Below are 17,547 nucleotides of genomic sequence, written 5' to 3'. Positions count from 1 at the left end.
AATCAGGCTGAAAAGAGGACAGATGGTGTTCGATGTTCACGCCGGCGATCATGACTCCCAGATAATCAGACGATTCAGGGAGTCAGACCATGGCAGCTTTAAAGCGGATGGAGCACCAGATCACACAGCAACTCCTGCAGCGCAGGGAGGCGGACAGTGAAAAGCTCGCCGTGGTGTCCCAGCGTGGCGGGCAACGCGCAAGTGTCGCCGCGGATTTCACCCCGTGGGCAGACCGGGTGATCGGTGTTCTCGCGGTTACCACCGGCCTGCTGTTGGTGGGCAGTCACCTGGAAGAGTTGTTGTGGGTGGCCGTTGCCGCCACCACGGTCATCACGCTGCGCTGAGCCGGCGAGTTGGGGGCTGGATATTTGGGTAGCGACGCCGTCAGGCACCGCTGCGTGGCACCACCGGCGCGGTGGACCAGGGTATAGCGGTTTCCAGCTCCCCTGCGGTACGCAGCAACAGGTCTTCGCGATTGGAGGCTGCCACCAGTTGTACGCCGACAGGTAGGCCGGCTTCGCTGACATGCACAGGCAATGAAATGGCCGGTTGTCCAGTGATGTTGAACGGCGCCACAAACGGGATGATTTGCGATGAGCGTGTCAGGCCTGCAAGCGGATTGTTGTCATCGTGGAACTGCCCCAAAGGTGGCGGCGGCTCAGGCACGGTAGGTGTGAGTAACAGGTCGTATCCCTCTTCGGACCAGAATTTAGCCATCTCACGCGATCCATTCTGGAACGCCTCCATAGCAGCTAGGTAGGCAAGGCCTGTCACCGAGCGCCCCGGTTCGGCGATCAGCCAGGTGCCCGGTTCGACGTCGGCTTCCGTCACCGGGCGCCCGATCATCGCGGCGACACGATCCAGTTCTGCAGCTGTCCACACACCGTAAGCCACCATAAAATGTGACAGTGTCGACTCGAAAAATTCAGGCGTTTTCCAGACAGCGGGTCTTGCCTCTTCAATGTAATGGCCCAGAGACTCCAGTTGTCTGACCGTTTCGTCTACAGCGCGCACACACTCGGGTGCGGTGGTGCAGGACGGGTCGCTGGGTATGGTGGTGTACCCGATCCGCAAGCGTCGCCCCGGAGCCAGCAATTCTTCCGGATATGGCCGCAGCGGGGGAGGTGCGGTGTAAGGATCTCCCGGCATAGCTCCCTGCACAGCCTGTAAAATGGCGGCGCAGTCCCTCACGGTGCGAGTCAGGGCCATCCTTGCGACCAGCCCACCCCAGGCTTCGCCGGCTTCCGGGCCCAGTGAATGGCGTCCGCGTGTCGGCTTGAGTCCCACCAGGCCACAGGATGAAGCGGGTATACGAATGGAACCACCGCCGTCGCCGGCATGGGCCATGGAAACAAACCCTGCAGCGACGGAGGCAGCTGAGCCGCCACTTGATCCGCCGGTGGAGTGATTGAGATTCCAGGGATTACGAGTCGGTCCCTTTGCCAGTGGCTCGGTGGTTGGCATCAGGCCGAATTCGGGTGTATTGGTGCGCCCCAGGATCACCAGCCCGGCTTCGCGAAACTTGCCGGTGAGGTAGCTGTCCACAGGCGCTATGTAGCCGGCCTCGGCCAGCGCGCGGTTGCCGCCGTGGTAGGGATCACCCGCAGAAACACCGTCGAGATCCTTCAACAAAAATGGGACGCCACGAAAAGGTCCGTCGGGCAATGTGCCTTTGGCTTCCTCCCTGGCCTGCTCGAAGCGTTGGTGTATGACGGCGTTCAGAGCATCATTGCCCCGCTCGATGCGTGCGATAGCGGCGTCGACCAATTCCAGAGCGCTAACCTGCCCGCTGCGGACAAGTTCTGCCTGGGCGGTGGCATCCAGTGCTGCAAACTCGTCGTTTGAGGTACTGTGTTTATTCATATCGTTATTCCCTGTCTGGCGCGAAGCTTCGCATCCTAACACTGGCACAGTAGAGCGATAAGTCCAGTCATTCAAGCCCTGACTGGCTTTACATCGCAGTGGCTTCAGCTGGCGGCGATTATATTGGGGTCATTTGCTGCGCTGCTCGGCCCCTCCTTATTGCGGACAGCATCAGCGATGCGAAAAAGCGGTACCTTCAGCATATCCACCAGTTCATCGCTAGCGCCAATCTGCTGCAACGCTTTGTCCATGCACAACAGCCATTGGTCACGCTCTTCTGGTCCAATGTGATAGTGCTCATGTGGTGTTGTCATACAGACGGTACCGTATTTGTCGGCGTACCTTGGTGGCCCGCCCATCCAGCCGGTGAGATAGTCCGCCAATTTATCTTTCATCGGGGACAAATCTGCCGCGTGCATCGCGCGCAGGCCGGCGGCCTCGGGCTGCGTATCCATAATGTCATAGAACGCACGGCATAATTGTCGTATACCGTCCTCACCCAGTATCTGGTAGGGGGTCTGCGGGGTGTCGCTCATGTCGGTCTGACCTCGATCTGTATGCCCATACGGTCTCACTGTTCCGCACTGATGCTTTGATGCCGAAGGCCATTATAGTCGGCAGCCCCGGCAGATTGTAAGTATCGACATTGTTGGCGGGCGTTGATCAAGCGCTGCCCCCCTGGCAGCGTGTAGTCGCCTGAGGCGGGGGTGCCTGATGGCACTTCCTCTGCTAGAATCGCGTTTTTTCGCCATTGCGTTATAGCATTGTGGCGCTGTCAGCCCACGGGGTTTCCCAGCACATTACTACAGGACATTCATTATGAGTCTTGCCGACAAGGTATTGGCCGTTAACGACGATCTGCCCATCCGCACCGATGCACCCGTACACAGTGGCAAAGTACGCTCCGTGTATTGGCTGACTGCCGCTGACAGTGCGCGGCTGATCGCTGAACGCGGCTATGACGTGGCGGCCGATGCGCCGCTGGCAATTATGGTTATCTCAGATCGCATTTCTGCTTTCGACTGCATCTGGCACGGCGAGGGCGGCATGCGCGGCGTGCCTGGCAAGGGGGCCGCACTGAATGCGATCTCCAATCACTGGTTTCGCCTGTTCCGCGAGCGCGGCTTGGCCGACAGTCATATTTTGGAGATTCCCCACCCGCTGGTCTGGATTGTACAGAAGGCGCGCCCGGTGATGATAGAGGCCATTGCGCGACAGTACATCACTGGCTCCATGTGGCGTTCATACGAAAAGGGCGAGCGCGAGTTCTGTGGGATTAAAATCCCGGATGGTCTGCAACGTGATCAGAAATTACCCGAGCTGCTGATTACCCCGTCGAGCAAGGGTATTCTGGAGGGTATTCCCGGTGTTCCCGCAGTTGACGATGTGAATATCACCCGATCCGATATCGAAAAGAACTATGCGGCATTCAATTTTCTCAGTATTGACGACATCGATCGCTATGAAACGCTGCTGCGCGAAGGGTTCGATGTGATCAGTGCCGAATTGGCCCGCCTGGATCAGGTGTTTGTCGATACCAAATTTGAGTTTGGCTATGTCACCGACAAAGCCGGTAATGACAAACTGATTTACATGGATGAAGTCGGCACACCGGATTCCTCGCGTATCTGGGACGGCGCAGCGCTTCGCGAGGGCAGGGTGGTAGAAAACTCCAAGGAAGATTTCCGCCAACTGCTGCTGCAGCACTTTCCGGACCCGGACATTTTGCTGAACAAGTCCCGAATGTCAGAGCGTCAGGCGCTGGCCCGCGACAACGCGCTGCCCACCGATGTGTTGATGGCGATTTCCGACACCTATGTCGGAATAGCGGAGAAGATCATCGGCACAAGCTTGCAATTGGCCGAAAATCCCAAGGCGGAGATCATCGACGTGCTGCGCAATGAGTTCTCCCTTGTCGACTGAGCCCGGGTTTGCTTACTGATCCATGGTTCTACCTTTGCAGCGTGCCAGCAGTGTTGTTGTATGGTATCGCCAAGGGAGGTTTTGGCGGCGCGCTGGCGATCATATCAGTCCCCATGATGGCGCTGGTCATGCCGCCCACGCAAGCCGCGGCGATTCTCCTGCCCATTCTGGTGGTGATGGACATGCTGGTGGTGAAAACCTATTGGGGTGTCTTTGACCGGCGCGCACTCTTACTCCTGCTGCCCGGTGCGATGTTGGGGGTAACAGTGGGCTACTTTTCTGCTGAGGCCATGAACGAACACTATATGCGGGTTCTGATCGGCGTACTTTCACTGGTCTTTGGCCTGCAGAATCTATTAGGATTAAAAGGCTTTTCCAGTAGTGAGCACAACGCGGTCAGTGGCGGCCTGTTTGGTACGCTCGCCGGTTTTACCAGCTTCAGTATCCACGCGGGTGGGCCACCACTGACCATGTACTTGATGCCGAAACAACTTTCTCCACTCCTTTTTGCCGGAACAGCCGGTATCTTTTTCGCGGTAGTCAATTTGGTCAAAGTACCCCCCTATTTTATGCTCGGTCAGTTTACCAGCGCGAACCTGCTCTATTCCTTGGTGCTGGTGCCGCTGGCACCACTGGGTGTGATGTTGGGGCACTATCTGGTAAAACGCTCTACAGCACGCTTTTACTATCAGGTGGTAAGCGTTTGTCTGGTGATGATAGGCGCGAAACTGTTGTGGGATGGCGCCAGCGCGCTGTGGTAATAGCACTTCGGCTATGAGGAATCGGTATGGCAACAATAGTATTTGAGAAGCGTGATCAGCAGGCCTGGATTACGCTCAATCGTCCCGCTGCCAAGAATATGATTAACGGCGATATGTTTGTGGAACTGGCTGACGCCTGGCAGGAAGTCCGCGCGGACGATGACGTTCGGGTCGCGGTGATAACCGCAGCCGGGGAAGAAGATTTTTGCTGTGGCGGTGACTTGTCGGAAGTGATTCCGCTGTGGACCGGTGCCAGGCAGGCCCAGACGCCCGCTGAGGAGAGGCTGCTCGCCGACCCAATGATTGCGGATAAGGTTATGCTGAAGGCTGAGCCATTGTATAAGCCGGTGATAGCGGCGGTTAACGGCCGCGCGCTGGGTGGGGGCACTGAACTGTTGCAAGCCACGGATATTCGTATTGCGGCACAGCACGCAACGTTTGCGCTGCCCGAACCAAAGGTTGGCGTAGTACCCGGCGCCGGTTCGATGGTGCGACTTACGCGTCAGTTGCCATGGGCGCATGCGATGAAAATTCTGCTTGGCGGAGAACCGGTACACGCGCATGAAGCATTGGCGATGGGCCTTATCTCCGAGGTAGTGCCTTTGGGGGAGCTGCAGTCGCGCGCACAGTACTACGCGGAGAACATCTGCCGGCAAGCACCACTGGCGTTACAGGCCATCAAGCGCACAGCACTGGAGACACATACCTCGCCCTGGTCTGATGCCTTTCGATTTGAGATGGAGCAGGCCGCGGCAGTTATGATGAGTAAAGATGCACGGGAGGGTCCGCGTGCATTTAAGGAGAAGCGTCAACCGCAGTTTCGCGGTGAGTAAATTTCCCGCGGCACTTTACAAGCTATAACGGCTTCGCTGAAAAGAAGTTGATCGAGGAGACCACTATGAACATCGTAAAATTGACAGACAGCGTTGGCGTATCAGCACAGATTGACCCGGATGATGTCGCTGAGATCGCCGCTGCGGGTTATAAGGTCCTTATCAATAATCGCCCGGACAGCGAAGAGGGTGATCAGCCCAGCAGTGCAGAGATTGCCGCAGCAGCGAACGCGGCAGGTATGGAGTACCACCATATACCGGTCACTGCCGGTAGTTTCCCCGGGCCTCATTTTGACGCCATGAGCGATTTACTGGATGACCCGGATCGACCAGTGCTCGCCTTTTGCCGCACCGGCACGCGCTGCGCGAATCTGTGGGTGGCCAGCCGGGACGAGGATGATCGCGAAGCGGCGATCGCTGAAGCCGGGCAGCGTGGATACGATCTCGGTATGGCGACAAAATTTATGGGGCGCTAATCGCGACCCCGTTCTGCTATCGATTCGCGTAAGCCCCTGCTATGGAAAACACTATGCCTGAAATTCCTGAGATTCGACCCGCTAGCACCGTGGTATTGCTGCGCGACACGCCCGAAGGGCTGCAAACACTGATGCTTAAACGCAACAAGGCGCTTATTTTTGCCGGTGGCGCCTGGGTGTTTCCCGGTGGCGCGCTGGATCCGGAAGACATCGAAGCGGGTAACGGTGATCTCGTTGCGGCCTCGCGCATCGCCGCTGCGCGAGAGGCCGAGGAGGAGTCCGGTTTGTCGCCACACCTGGACGATATGGTTCTGTTGAGTCATTGGACCACACCGGTGGGCGAGCCACGGCGGTTTTCCACCTGGATATATGCTGCGCCGCTGGCCGCCGATATCGATGTGGTCATAGATGGCAGCGAGATCCACGATCACAAATGGTTGGGTGTTCGCGAAGCTGCCAGCGAGCATGAGGCGGGTCGGCTCAATATGTTGCCTCCCACCTATATCACATTGCAGCGCCTGTCTGGTTATGACAGTTTGGCGCAGTTGATCGCCGCGGAGCGCCATTCTCCCGCGCCGGAAGTGTGGCCGGTTTTTGCCAGTTCCGGTGATCAGGTTGTGGTGATGTTTCGCGGCGATGCCGGGTATGACAGTACCGACGCTACACAGCTGGGGCCACGTCATCGCGCGGTATTGCACGGTGATCGCTGGTGCTACCAGTATCGCGATGTGGATCCCGCTTATCCGCCGTTGATGGAGCCAGAGTTATGACGCATCCAACTCCACCTGATAAACAACCCCTGTGGGATATTCCTACGCGTACTTTCCACTGGTTAATCGTGGTCTGCGTGCCGCTCGCCTGGTGGAGTGCTGAAGAGGAGCGCTACGACCTGCATGAATGGGTTGGCTACAGCGTACTGGTGCTGGTGGTTACTCGTGTGGTGTGGGGGTTCATCGGTAGTCGCCATTCGCGGTTCACCGACTTCCTCGTGGGACCACGTGGGGTACTGTCTTATTTGCGCGGCGGTCGCAGCGCCTCTGCAGGGCACAACCCACTGGGTGGTTGGTCTGTAATCCTGCTGTTGTCGCTGTTGCTGTTGCAAGCCGTGAGTGGGTTGTTCAACAGCGATGACGTATTGTTTTCTGGCCCATTGTACTACTGGGCCGACAGCAGTTTTCGCGACACTATGGGGGTTGTTCACGATGTTGCTTTCAATGCGCTGTTGGCACTGGTGGGCCTGCATATTCTCGCTGTGGCTTATCACCAGTTCCGGTTGAAAGAAAAACTGCTGCAGGCGATGGTATTTGGCACCGCCGAGGGACGCCGGGGCGAAGCACGCCCAGTAGCATGGTGGTGGGCGGTGGTTGTGCTGGCAATACTTGCACTGGCCCTTTGGTGGGGGCTGGGCCAGGCGCCCAAGCCATCATATGTGTTTTGAAGGCAGTTTGATTGTTTGAATGCACTGGGATGGTCGAGCAAAACAGTTCGCCTTTTTCTCGCTTTTGCAGCGCTCTATGTGCACGGTATTACTACATTAGGCTCAGACACTGTCCGCCCAGGTTTTCCAGTCTATTCCAGAAGTAGAGGATATCGGGTACTCTGGATAGGCCATTTTGCGCAATAAACGTCATCGGGTGCCTACCTGGCGAGTAGCGCAGAAGAAGAGGGCGTTGGCCGCCAAGGTAAAGGTAGTGGGTAGCAGGCCCACTGTCAGTAATGGATAACACGACGCCGGTAGAATAATGAGAACGCGCTCGTTGCACACTATTGTCGATGATCGATCCACGCTACCGCGTTGTGGCGTAGTGCGGCAGTGGATATTGTGTCTGGCAATGCTGGTTTTAGCTGCAGATTTGGCTGTGTCTGCACCGTATCCGCGACAGGGGCTGTCTTCAGAGTGGGTGCAGCCGGACGGCACGGTCCTGCAGCTAAAAATGTACGGTGACGAGTTTTATGCGCGAACCGAGACGGCGGAAGGTTACACCGTGTTGTTCAGCGCAATCGATAATACCTACTACTATGCCCAGCCCGAAACCAACGGACGGGGCCTGCGTCGTTCCCGTACAAGGGCCACCTTGCCTCCCCCTGCGGGTCTGGGTAAGCATCTGAAAGAACCCCGTGATGTTGTGTCTGCTATTCGCGCGTCGAATATTCAGCGTTATGCGCCGGATCGCGCAGCGAAGTGGAAAGCGCGGAAAGAAGCCGTGTTGCAGCAACGCAGTAGTGCCGAGCCGGCAACGTCAGGTTTGGGCGTTGCTCCGCGCGCAGAAGAATCCGTCCCGGTCTCCGAGTTATTTGCCAAAGCGCAGGCCGTCAGCGGCACCAGAGTCGGGCTGATGATACTCGTACAGTTTCCGGATGACCCGGCAACCGGAGGTGTTGACCCCACTAATTTCCCGACCACGCAATCCGCAATGGATCGCTACAGTAATGAAATCGGATACACGGACAATGGCAACACGGGTTCCATCCGCGATTACTATACCGACCAGTCGTCCGGCGCTCTCGACTTTACCCAGGTTGTGTCGATGATTGTCACGCTGCCGCATCCGCGCAACTACTACAATTTCGCCGACTACCCAGCAAACACCTCTTACAATTTGATGGGTACTGCAGGGCGGATGTTGGTTGCAGATGCTGTGACGGAGCTCAAGGCTAACGGCTTTGACTTTTCCACGGTTTCTGTCGACGCGTACGATCGCGTGTTGGCCACGAGCCTGATGTTTGCCGGAAACCTCTCGGGTGTCTGGGCACAGGGTTTATGGCCTCATGCGTGGACCATGCCCTCATACATCGATGTAGGCGTACCTGGTGAGCCTCGCTACATTTACGCCTACCAGATAACCAATGTTCCCAATGCCGCGCCGGTGATTGGTACGATGTGTCATGAACTCGGACACCTGCTGCTGTCCTATCCGGACTTTTATGATACGGATTTTTCGGACGGTGCTTCGGAAGGGGTCGGTGAGCACAGCCTGATGGGGTCGGGCAATTACCTGAACGGGGGCAGGACACCGGCGCCGATTGACCTCTACCTGAAAGACTACTCCGGCTGGGCGACTATTACAGATCTCACGCTGAACATCGCTACGCAGCAGTCGTTAACCGCCGGTGGTCACGGCTACCGTCTGCGCAAGTCGGGAACCAATAGCGAGTACTTTCTGATCGAGAATCGCAGCGACGATGACCAATGGGCCAGCCATGCGCCGGACAAAGGTATCGTGATCTGGCATGTAGATGAGGCTGTTACTACCGAGAATATGCGCCAGCAGATGACAGCCTCGCAACACTATGAACTGTCGTTGGAACAGGCAGATGGCCTATTCGACCTTGAGGCAAACCGCGATAGGGGGGATGCCCAGGATTTATTTGATTCCTTCGCAGTGTTCAACGACAGCACGACACCCAATGCCAACTGGTGGGATGGGTCTGACTCGGGTGTCCGCCTGCAGGTACTCAATCCAGCGGGGACTCCCACTATGCACCTTCAGTTTTTCAGTGATGTGGTTCAGGTATCGATGGGTGAGGCCGCGGATGCAGTGGATTTACAGTGGGATGAGGATGGGTTGACGTTTACTCCCGGTAGCTGGTTTGGGGAGTTGTCCGCAGCCGCGCAGGATGGCGTGGACCAGGCAACGCACTATCCCGTTGGGGATTCACAGCAAGCTTCGGTATCAGCTGCTGTCACTGGGCCGGGCAGTGTTAGCTTCTGGTGGAAAGTATCCTCCGAGCCCAATGGGGATTTTCTCAGTTTCTACCGAAACGATGTGCAGTATCCGGCTGTGCCGGCAATCTCTGGTGATTCCGGTTGGCAACAGCGCACGATACCCATTCCTGCAGGACTTCATACACTGCGCTGGACGTACAGTAAAAATGCGTCGGTAGCGGTTGGTGAGGATGCCGCCTGGCTGGACAGTGTTGTTTTTTCACCCGGCGCTGTGGACTCTGATGGTGACGGTCTCAGTGACGATGAAGAAGTATTGCTGGGCACGGATCCTCACAGTGTCGACAGTGATGGCGACGGCCTTGTGGATGGTGCAGGCGGACTCGTCCTGTCGACCGACTATCCTGCGGGTATTGACGCCGATGGAGATGAGTTTATCGACGGCGAGGCTGATTTCGGTACGGACCCTGCGGCGTCCAATACTGGCGATCTGGCGCCGCGTGGCAGCCCGAACAACGTCATCGATATCGGTGACCAGATAGTACTGATGCGCTTTCTTAGCGGGCTCAGCCAGCCCAATGAAATAGAATTGGCCCTGGCGGATGTAGACGGCGATGGTGATCTCGATGCCGGGGACCTGGTCGTGTTGAGGGCCTGGCTGGACCATCAGGCGCAGTAACAGACCTGGCGAAGCGAGCCAGCTAAGTGCATTGTTGTCTGCCATAAAGTGATCGGTAAGATATGCGTTATAAGTGTATGAATTATATAGTATAACTAGTAGTTTTACGTCGTGTTGGACTGGGTTCGAATCACCGTGGTGAATGAGAGTTGGGGGATGAGGTTCGATGCCATCGTCGGGGCGCTGAAAGTGTATACAGTTCGCTATTCCGCGAGATAGCGGTAGGCCGGAGGTGACTGTCGCGGTATTATCTCATTGAGTACATTATTGATATGAGTTATTGAAGGGATACAACTATGTTCACCCGAGCGAGTTTCAGTAAAGTTGCGTACGCGTGCATCCTCTTATTTTGGCTCAGTGGTTGTGTTCAAACTAAGACGACACCCGGCTATGCACGCGCCGGTGATCACGTCGTTATCGGACTTGGCGGTATTGTTCGCAACGCGGGTGGTGAGGCCGTGCTCAGCCAGGGCGACCTGACCATTACCTTGACGGATGCCAATGGTACGGACTTCAATCTGCAGCCCAGACTCATTTTCAAAACGTTTGCGGACTATAGCGCCCAGGTGAATACATTCACCTTCAACGGAACGAGCGCCGGATTGGGACTGGTAGGGATGGTCCCCTATGATGGGGGCTGGATGGTGGTCGCACCATTGACGCCGCCGAATGACTATAACAATCCATTACCGCTAGCAGTGGGAGCCGCAACGATATCAGTGACATCGCCAAAACTCCTTAATACCGCTTCGGTGGTCGAGGGCGATCTTAGCGCAATCCCAATAGAGATCATCGCCGGTACCTCGCCGGAAGATGTCGATTTCATACGGCAGTTCAGTGGCTACCTCACCACTCAGGAGAGCTTCGTGGTAACGCCCAATGACCTTACAGGCATCAGTGAAGTCGGTGGCGCGTTCTTCACCATTAACTATAACGACGATAGCTTTTTCCAGGGTGGGCTAGAACCCGTGGTGGTGCCTGCCAATCATAATCCGTACGTGCAGGTAAATTACAATCTCGTGCCCAATGGCGACGGCACCGGCAAGATACTGGTGACCTTACTCAATCCTGCGGGATTCAAAAACGTGGCTATCGCGGACGCCAATTCGTCATACCTCGCAGACCTGACACTGCGCCTGAACTATTTTGGGGGCGAGGCCGATTTGGATCGCGCAATCGCCAAGTCTAATTTCAGTATCGATACGTTCAACAGCTATTACATTGACCTGAACGGTGCTGTGATTCCCGGTGTGACGCCGGTTTTGACGCACTCTATCGACCTCTAGGTGAGTAGTCTGCGGCAGACGGGTGCGCAATGAGTATCTCCGGTAGTTGCCTTTGCGGCGCTGTGCATTTCGCTGTTGAGGAATTTAGCTCCGCCATTTTCAAATGCCATTGTTCCAAGTGCCGCAAGGCATTTGGCGGGGCTGCCAGTGCGGCAGCACTAGCCGGCAGTGATAACTTCAACTGGTTGCAGGGCGAGGAATCAGTGCGGGAGTATCAATGTGACAGCGGATTCAAACGCCGTTTTTGCCCGAATTGTGGTTCCATCGTGCCGCAATTCCTGGCTGAGCATCAGTTGTACTGGGTGCCGGCAGGCTTACTGGATTCTGACCCCGGCATCCGTCTCAAGCAGCATATTCATGTGGATTCCCGGGCAGCCTGGGATATTCTGGATAACGAGACGCTGCAGCATGGCGAGGGCTTCGGTTCCTCCTGAATCCCTAGCCCTCGCCGCAGTTTTCCAATGCGTCCTAGTACAGGTAATCCTTCGATTTGTAATCATCGTGGCACGCTTTACAGGCCTTCCCAGTAGCGCCCACGGCTTCCGCAATTGCTTTGCGGTCGGTCCCCTGATTGGCGACCGTCTGTAGCGCATTGACGGTTTTGGTCAAATCGTCCATCTTGGCCTGGAAATCCGGTTTGTTCTCCCATATCTCAGGCTTGGCCCGCGTGGTGCCTTTATCTGTGCCATCGGCGAAGCCGCGCATCACATCCAGTGTCACCAGCGCCGCCAACTGGTCAGCATAGGAGGCCATCTGGTCCTCCTCCCAGGGAATTTCACCTTTTACCATGCCCACCATAGGGCCGAAGTTTGCCGCCATCATCGCAAACCATGATTGGCGGTAGGATTGAGCGGGTTCCTTGTCGTCGTAATGGGAAACAGCGAAAGGCGAGATTATCAGGCCCGAGAGGACAATAACTGCCAGAAGTGTATTGCGCTGAGAACGTTGCATACCAAGTTCCTTGTTGAGAATGAGTATTGCCTGCGGGAGTGCAGCTTGAGAACAGTGTATAAATCGGTTTGCCTGCCTGACAAGGAAAATTTTTCCGGGATTGCCGTTTCCCCTGGGCTGAGGGCGACCAATTTCTTAAACCTGTGGGCTGTTAACGCAGTGGCGGGGCGGCATTGCGCGAGGTTTGCGCTAACATGGCGGCTGTATTCAAGGAGTGAGAGTAATGGCAGCAAGGCAGAAGTGGGATTACAGTTTTGACGTGGTGGTGGTCGGCTCTGGCAACGGAGGGATGACTGCTGCGCTCTGTAGTTATGAGATGGGAATGAAGGACGTCGTGGTGGTCGAAAAGTCCAATCTGTACGGCGGCACCAGCTCGATCTCCGGTGGCGGTGTCTGGATACCCTGTAACCGGTATGCCAAGGCGGCCGGCGCCGAGGATTCCATCGAGAATGCCAAAACCTACCTGCGGCAGCTGATCACCGAGGAGGAGGTACCGGATTATCAGCTGGATGCCTACCTCGAGAACGGTCCCAAAATGGTCGATTTCATGCACCAGCGCACCCGTATGCGCTACGAATCGCTGGAACACTACCCGGATTACTACACCAATCTCGAAGGCGCCATGCACGGTCATCGTTCGATGGAGCCGGAAACCTTCAATGCGGACGAATTGGGCGAGGAGTGGCGGCGCCTGCGTCGCACTCACCCAATGATGCATCTGGCTGGTGTCATCGGTTTCACACAGGTAGAAGCAGCGTTGCTGGTGGGCCAGCAGCCCGGTTGGTGGAAAACGGCACTGAAGCTTGTGGCAGATTACCTGCTCGATATTCCCTGGCGCCTCAAGGACAAGTTTCACCGGCGACTTGCCACCGGTTGCGCTGGTGTGGCGCGTTTGCGCGCCTCCATGCAGGACCGCGATATTCCGTTGTGGTTGAATACGGCAATGACCAAAGTCGTGGATGTCAACGGCAAGGTTGTCGGTATTGAGGTGATCCGCGATGGCAAGCCCCTGCGTATTCAGGCGCGCAAGGCGGTTGTACTTGCCGCAGGCGGGTTTGAACACAATCAGGAAATGCGCGAGCAGTACTTACCACAACCCACTGATCACCGCTGGAGTGCTGGCACACGAGATAATACCGGCGATGCGATACGCGAAGGTATTCGACTGGGTGCTCAAATGCATCGCATGAACGAGGCTTGGTGGTGTAACACGATATCCGTGCCGGGTGAGGAAATTCCCCGCCTGAGTATTATGGAAAAGTCATACCCTGGCTCTATTATGGTGAACCCTGCGGGGCAGCGCTTCAGCAATGAATCGCAAAACTATATGGCGTTCCAACAGGAGACTTTTGCCAAGCATACGGAGGAAAACCCGCTTAATCCGAGCTGGCAAATATTTGACGCGAACTTCCGCGCTACCTACTTCGTCGGCCCCCTGTACAACAGCAAGTTCTTGCCGGACTGGGCAGTGCCCAAGCGCTACGAGGAGGAGGGGTTCTTTGCCAAAGCGGATACGATCGCTGAGCTGGCACGCAAGATCGATGTGGATGCCAAAGGACTGCAGGACACGGTGCAGAAGATGAATGAGTATGCGCGCAATGGCAACGACCCTGATTGCCATCGTGGTGAATCGGCCTATGATCGCTACTACGGTGACCCGCGCGTTACACCCAACCCTTGTCTGGGGCCCATCGACAAGCCACCCTACTATGCGATGAAAGTTGACCCGGGTGATTTTGGCACCCAGGGCGGTATGGTGATCAATGCCGACGCGCAGGTAATGCATGAAGATGGCAGTGTCATCAAGGGGCTGTATGCGATTGGTAACTGCAGTGCACCGACGCTGCCTTGCTATCCCGGTCCGGGCTCCACGCTCGGCCCGGCAATGACATTTGCCTATCAGGCGGCCAAGGCAATTACCGGCTATAAGGATTAGGACAGCTTAGCCGGGAGCAATTTACCAACAGGCTAGTTCAGATTTGGTACTAAAACGCCCTAGCCCGCGGCCAGAGCAGCTCCCCCCAACTCTGGTCCGTCCGGTAAAATGCGCGCTATTGTCGAAAGTCGACTTCTTGCGCATATCAGCAGTTTGACCCGTATGCCATCTCGCCGTGCAATCGCAGCCGTCGACAAGTTGATACCTGCCGCGCCTGCGATTCCCCGAGCGCGCCGCCAGTCGGCGCATCAGCTCTTGATCCGGTAAGCAGCATTGGCGCCATATCCAAAGATATTGATTTATACGGATGGGTTATGGCCCTAAAATATCCGCTTCAATACCGGGGGATAAAGGAATGACCACCAAAGCGCTCACCCGCGAGCAACTCGAAGCCTACTGGATGCCCTACACCGGCAACCGTCAGTTCAAGCGCGATCCGCGAATGATTGTCGCCGCTGAGGGAGTGCATCTGATCGATGATAGCGGGCGCAGGATTCTCGATGGACTGTCCGGGCTGTGGTGCTGCGGCGCCGGGCACAATCGGCGGGAAATTACTGAGGCGGTGCATGCGCAGATGCAGGTGCTGGACTACGCGCCCTCATTTCAGTTTGGCCACCCCGGTGCGTTCGAACTCGCCAATACGATAGCGTCGCTGATGCCGGAGTCGCTGGATTATGTATTTTTTACCAACTCGGGCTCGGAGTGCGTAGAGACCGCCATGAAAATGGCGCGCGCATACTGGCGCCAGAAGGGTATGCCGGGCAAGACGCGGTTTATCGGGCGGGGCAGGGGGTATCACGGCGTCAATTTCGGCGGGATATCAGTGGGTGGAATAGCCGCCAATCGAAAGCTCTTTGGGCAGGGCATCGACGCCGTCCACCTGTCACACACCTTGCTGCCGGAGAACGTGTTCAGCCGAGGTATGCCCTCGACCGGCGCGGCGCTGGCAGATGAACTGGTCGATATGATCACACTGCACGACGCGTCCAATATCGCTGCGGTAATTGTTGAACCGGTAGTGGGGTCCGGCGGGGTCATTCCCCCGCCACAGGGCTACCTTCAGCGTCTTCGCGAGATTTGTACGGGCAACGATATTCTGCTGATCTTCGATGAGGTGATTACCGGCCTCGGACGCTGTGGCGGTCTGACGGCGGCCGGCGTATTCGGTGTGGTACCCGATATCCTGACACTGGCCAAACAACTGACCAATGGTGCGATACCCATGGGCGCGGTAGTTGCCAAGGGCGACATTTACCAGACTTTTATGGCGCAGGGCGGCCCGGATTATATGCTGGAGTTCCCGCACGGCTACACCTATTCCGGCCACCCTGTAGCCTGTGCCGCCGCAAGCGCGGCACTGTCACTGTTGCAGAGCGAGGAATTACCGCAACGCGTCGCCGCGATGGCGCCGTATTTTGAAGATGCCCTGCATCAACTCGAGGGTGCGCCCCATGTCAGCGATATCCGCAATTTTGGGTTTGCCGGTGCAGTACAATTGGAAGCCTTTCCGGGCGAGCCGGCGCGGCGCCCGTTTGAGGTCGCTATGCGGATGTGGGAGAAGGGCTTCTATGTGCGCTATGGCGCAGATGTGATATCACTGGGTCTGCCATTTGTGATCGAAAACGCGCAAATTGACAGTTTACTCAGCGCCCTGAATGAGACCTTGGTTGAGTTGGCCTGAGTGGCTGCGTTGTTTATGGCGGGCGCAGCACATTTTCTCTATGCAGTGGTTTGAACAATGAGTTTTACTGACGCCAGCGCGCTGTTCTACGCTGCTTTGGCTGTGTCATTGCCCACGTTTGCGTGGGTAGTGCTAGGCGTACTGCTGAAGTGGTGTGGCCTGCTATCGCAAGCCCTGAACGAAAAGCTGTCGCGCTTTGCGTTTATGTTTGGTCTGCCGCTGATGTTGTTTGCCGGTGCCGCACAAGTCGATTACTCCGGGCTGGGTAGCGCGCTTTATCTGTTGGCAGGTGTCCTCGCTACGCTGCTAACGGTAGTGCTGAGTGCATTCTATTCCCGCTGGCGCCGTCATCCGCTGGCTTTGAGCGGAATCTTTGTACAGTCCGCCTTTCGCTCCAATCTTGCGATTGTGGGAGTTGCACTGACGTATTCAGCCTACGGTGAACGCGGTACAGAACTGGCTGCCATGCCCATTGCACTGATGACTGTGCTGTACAACATTCTGGCCGTACTGGTGCTCAATACGACGTTGGGCTCGCGTACGACAATACGCAGTGTACTAGCTGGTATTGTGCGCAACCCACTGATCATCGGTATCAGCGCGGGTGTGTGTCTGTCGGTTTCCGGACTGCCGGTACCTTCGGTATTACGGCCAATTGGATCTGGCTTATCGACGTTTTTCCTGCCGCTGGTACTGGTGTGTATTGGCGCTTCCATGAACTTCTCGCGCCTTTATAAGGCAGAAGCGCTGACCTGGGAGGCGACACTGTGGCGACTGTGTATCGCGCCGCTTCTGGGTGTGTTGCTGGCGTGGTTGATGGGCGTGCGCGATGAGCAGTTGGGCGTGATGTTTCTGTTGCTCGCGACACCTGTCGCTGCCTCCAGTCACGTGATGGTGGTTGCCGCGCGCGGGGATGGGACGCTGGCGGCCAATATAGTGGTGCTGACGACCATGCTATCGATGGCGACTATCACCTGCGGTTTTTTCCTGTTGTCACTGTTCTCACTGACAGGCACCTTGCGCTAGTCCCGCAGCCCTTCATCGAACAACTTGATCGCGCGATCAAAAAATTGTTCCAGACCCAGTTTTAGAGCGTCGGATAACTGGATGCGTTTTGCCCTGCCGTCTTCCGGGTCAGGAATTTCCTCGATCAGACCTTTTTCTATTGCCCGATCCAGATATTTCTTCGCGGTCTGTACGCCGAGGTGGCGCATAAACAGCACTGCTTCCTGCTTTCTCACAGGCGTTTCACTGAGCCACAAGCCGGTAAACAGATCCGAATAGTTGATGTCGTAAAAATCTTTATCCTGTAGAAATGACACCCATTCGGCGTCCATTCTGTTCAGTGTCAGGACGAATTTTTTTCGCCTACGCTGTGTCGCCATTGTCTCTATTGTCCTTGTTGTCACAGTCCGTATTGCGGGGCCAGATTATAAGGAGAGTTTATCGCCATAACTACAATTAAAAATACTAGTAAAAATAACATTAAAATGA

The 17,547-nt window shown here is 56.2% G+C and carries 17 protein-coding genes; 13 read left to right on the top strand and 4 right to left on the bottom strand.

The genetic code is table 11. The features are described 5' to 3' along the window. Positions 1-89 precede the first annotated feature (89 nt). Entirely contained in the window at positions 90-344 is a 255-nt protein-coding gene (locus AC0L6S_RS06340) for a hypothetical protein (protein ID WP_473427581.1), read from the top strand. Between the two features lie 40 nt (positions 345-384). Here the strand turns inward: AC0L6S_RS06340 and AC0L6S_RS06335 are convergent, their stop codons facing one another. Beyond that, the gene (locus AC0L6S_RS06335) at positions 385-1,863 is read right to left on the bottom strand and encodes an amidase (protein WP_473427580.1); all 1,479 of its coding nucleotides are present in this window, start codon (positions 1,861-1,863) and stop codon (positions 385-387) included. Positions 1,864-1,967: 104 nt separating this feature from the next. Then, positions 1,968-2,399, bottom strand: coding sequence for a group II truncated hemoglobin (locus AC0L6S_RS06330; protein ID WP_473427579.1), 432 nt, complete (start codon positions 2,397-2,399; stop codon positions 1,968-1,970). A 283-nt stretch (positions 2,400-2,682) separates the two neighbouring features. Here AC0L6S_RS06330 and AC0L6S_RS06325 point away from each other — a divergent pair, with 283 nt between their 5' ends. The 9 genes from AC0L6S_RS06325 to AC0L6S_RS06285 all read left to right on the top strand — a co-directional run bounded on the left by AC0L6S_RS06325 (position 2,683) and on the right by AC0L6S_RS06285 (position 11,919). After that, positions 2,683-3,786, top strand: a complete 1,104-nt coding sequence (locus AC0L6S_RS06325) for a phosphoribosylaminoimidazolesuccinocarboxamide synthase (protein WP_473427578.1) — start codon at positions 2,683-2,685, stop codon at positions 3,784-3,786. An 8-nt stretch (positions 3,787-3,794) separates the two neighbouring features. Beyond that, positions 3,795-4,547, top strand: coding sequence for a sulfite exporter TauE/SafE family protein (locus AC0L6S_RS06320; RefSeq protein WP_473427577.1), 753 nt, complete (start codon positions 3,795-3,797; stop codon positions 4,545-4,547). Between the two features lie 26 nt (positions 4,548-4,573). After that, complete coding sequence (locus AC0L6S_RS06315; RefSeq protein ID WP_473427576.1) at positions 4,574-5,380, top strand: enoyl-CoA hydratase-related protein; 807 nt, start codon at positions 4,574-4,576, stop codon at positions 5,378-5,380. Positions 5,381-5,445: 65 nt separating this feature from the next. Then, complete coding sequence (locus tag AC0L6S_RS06310) at positions 5,446-5,856, top strand: protein tyrosine phosphatase family protein (protein ID WP_473427575.1); 411 nt, start codon at positions 5,446-5,448, stop codon at positions 5,854-5,856. 53 nt (positions 5,857-5,909) lie between these two features. Beyond that, the gene (locus tag AC0L6S_RS06305; protein ID WP_473427574.1) at positions 5,910-6,626 is read left to right on the top strand and encodes an NUDIX hydrolase; all 717 of its coding nucleotides are present in this window, start codon (positions 5,910-5,912) and stop codon (positions 6,624-6,626) included. Next, positions 6,623-7,294, top strand: a complete 672-nt coding sequence (locus tag AC0L6S_RS06300) for a cytochrome b/b6 domain-containing protein (protein ID WP_473427573.1) — start codon at positions 6,623-6,625, stop codon at positions 7,292-7,294. Before AC0L6S_RS06305 ends, AC0L6S_RS06300 begins: the two co-directional genes overlap by 4 nt. Before the next feature lie 304 nt (positions 7,295-7,598). After that, complete coding sequence (locus tag AC0L6S_RS06295) at positions 7,599-10,199, top strand: M6 family metalloprotease domain-containing protein (protein ID WP_473427572.1); 2,601 nt, start codon at positions 7,599-7,601, stop codon at positions 10,197-10,199. A 296-nt stretch (positions 10,200-10,495) separates the two neighbouring features. Beyond that, the gene (locus tag AC0L6S_RS06290) at positions 10,496-11,485 is read left to right on the top strand and encodes a hypothetical protein (RefSeq protein ID WP_473427571.1); all 990 of its coding nucleotides are present in this window, start codon (positions 10,496-10,498) and stop codon (positions 11,483-11,485) included. Between the two features lie 29 nt (positions 11,486-11,514). Continuing rightward, on the top strand, positions 11,515-11,919 hold the full coding sequence (locus AC0L6S_RS06285; protein WP_473427570.1) for a GFA family protein: 405 nt from the start codon (positions 11,515-11,517) through the stop codon (positions 11,917-11,919). 34 nt (positions 11,920-11,953) lie between these two features. On the opposite strand, the gene AC0L6S_RS06280 is transcribed toward AC0L6S_RS06285, so the two are convergent. Continuing rightward, positions 11,954-12,436, bottom strand: a complete 483-nt coding sequence (locus AC0L6S_RS06280) for a c-type cytochrome (protein ID WP_473427569.1) — start codon at positions 12,434-12,436, stop codon at positions 11,954-11,956. Between the two features lie 223 nt (positions 12,437-12,659). Between AC0L6S_RS06280 and AC0L6S_RS06275 the strand changes: the two genes are divergently transcribed. The 3 genes from AC0L6S_RS06275 to AC0L6S_RS06265 all read left to right on the top strand — a co-directional run bounded on the left by AC0L6S_RS06275 (position 12,660) and on the right by AC0L6S_RS06265 (position 17,079). Next, positions 12,660-14,372: an FAD-dependent oxidoreductase gene (locus AC0L6S_RS06275; RefSeq protein WP_473427568.1), complete on the top strand. Its 1,713-nt coding sequence runs from the start codon at positions 12,660-12,662 to the stop codon at positions 14,370-14,372. Between the two features lie 355 nt (positions 14,373-14,727). Beyond that, positions 14,728-16,053 carry an omega-aminotransferase AptA gene (aptA, locus tag AC0L6S_RS06270; protein WP_473427567.1) on the top strand — a complete coding sequence of 442 codons (1,326 nt, stop codon included), beginning with the start codon at positions 14,728-14,730 and terminating at the stop codon, positions 16,051-16,053. Positions 16,054-16,110: 57 nt separating this feature from the next. Then, entirely contained in the window at positions 16,111-17,079 is a 969-nt protein-coding gene (locus tag AC0L6S_RS06265) for an AEC family transporter (protein WP_473427566.1), read from the top strand. On the opposite strand, the gene AC0L6S_RS06260 is transcribed toward AC0L6S_RS06265, so the two are convergent. Further along, complete coding sequence (locus AC0L6S_RS06260) at positions 17,076-17,438, bottom strand: hypothetical protein (RefSeq protein WP_473427565.1); 363 nt, start codon at positions 17,436-17,438, stop codon at positions 17,076-17,078. The genes AC0L6S_RS06265 and AC0L6S_RS06260 overlap by 4 nt on opposite strands. Between the last annotated feature and the right edge of the window lie 109 nt (positions 17,439-17,547).

This window comes from Halioglobus sp. D3-4 (genome assembly GCF_055809315.1).
This window is presented reverse-complemented; position numbering and strand designations above follow the sequence as displayed.

Excerpts from the sequence above, each read along its gene's own strand:
- AC0L6S_RS06340 (WP_473427581.1), top strand. The coding sequence starts at position 90 with ATGGCAGCTTTAAAGCGGATGGAGCACCAGATCACACAGCAACTCCTG.
- AC0L6S_RS06335 (WP_473427580.1), bottom strand. The coding sequence starts at position 1,863 with ATGAATAAACACAGTACCTCAAACGACGAGTTTGCAGCACTGGATGCC.
- AC0L6S_RS06330 (WP_473427579.1), bottom strand. The coding sequence starts at position 2,399 with ATGAGCGACACCCCGCAGACCCCCTACCAGATACTGGGTGAGGACGGT.
- AC0L6S_RS06325 (WP_473427578.1), top strand. The coding sequence starts at position 2,683 with ATGAGTCTTGCCGACAAGGTATTGGCCGTTAACGACGATCTGCCCATC.
- AC0L6S_RS06315 (WP_473427576.1), top strand. The coding sequence starts at position 4,574 with ATGGCAACAATAGTATTTGAGAAGCGTGATCAGCAGGCCTGGATTACG.
- AC0L6S_RS06310 (WP_473427575.1), top strand. The coding sequence starts at position 5,446 with ATGAACATCGTAAAATTGACAGACAGCGTTGGCGTATCAGCACAGATT.
- AC0L6S_RS06305 (WP_473427574.1), top strand. The coding sequence starts at position 5,910 with ATGCCTGAAATTCCTGAGATTCGACCCGCTAGCACCGTGGTATTGCTG.
- AC0L6S_RS06300 (WP_473427573.1), top strand. The coding sequence starts at position 6,623 with ATGACGCATCCAACTCCACCTGATAAACAACCCCTGTGGGATATTCCT.
- AC0L6S_RS06295 (WP_473427572.1), top strand. The coding sequence starts at position 7,599 with ATGAGAACGCGCTCGTTGCACACTATTGTCGATGATCGATCCACGCTA.
- AC0L6S_RS06290 (WP_473427571.1), top strand. The coding sequence starts at position 10,496 with ATGTTCACCCGAGCGAGTTTCAGTAAAGTTGCGTACGCGTGCATCCTC.
- AC0L6S_RS06285 (WP_473427570.1), top strand. The coding sequence starts at position 11,515 with ATGAGTATCTCCGGTAGTTGCCTTTGCGGCGCTGTGCATTTCGCTGTT.
- AC0L6S_RS06280 (WP_473427569.1), bottom strand. The coding sequence starts at position 12,436 with ATGCAACGTTCTCAGCGCAATACACTTCTGGCAGTTATTGTCCTCTCG.
- AC0L6S_RS06275 (WP_473427568.1), top strand. The coding sequence starts at position 12,660 with ATGGCAGCAAGGCAGAAGTGGGATTACAGTTTTGACGTGGTGGTGGTC.
- aptA (WP_473427567.1), top strand. The coding sequence starts at position 14,728 with ATGACCACCAAAGCGCTCACCCGCGAGCAACTCGAAGCCTACTGGATG.
- AC0L6S_RS06265 (WP_473427566.1), top strand. The coding sequence starts at position 16,111 with ATGAGTTTTACTGACGCCAGCGCGCTGTTCTACGCTGCTTTGGCTGTG.
- AC0L6S_RS06260 (WP_473427565.1), bottom strand. The coding sequence starts at position 17,438 with ATGGCGACACAGCGTAGGCGAAAAAAATTCGTCCTGACACTGAACAGA.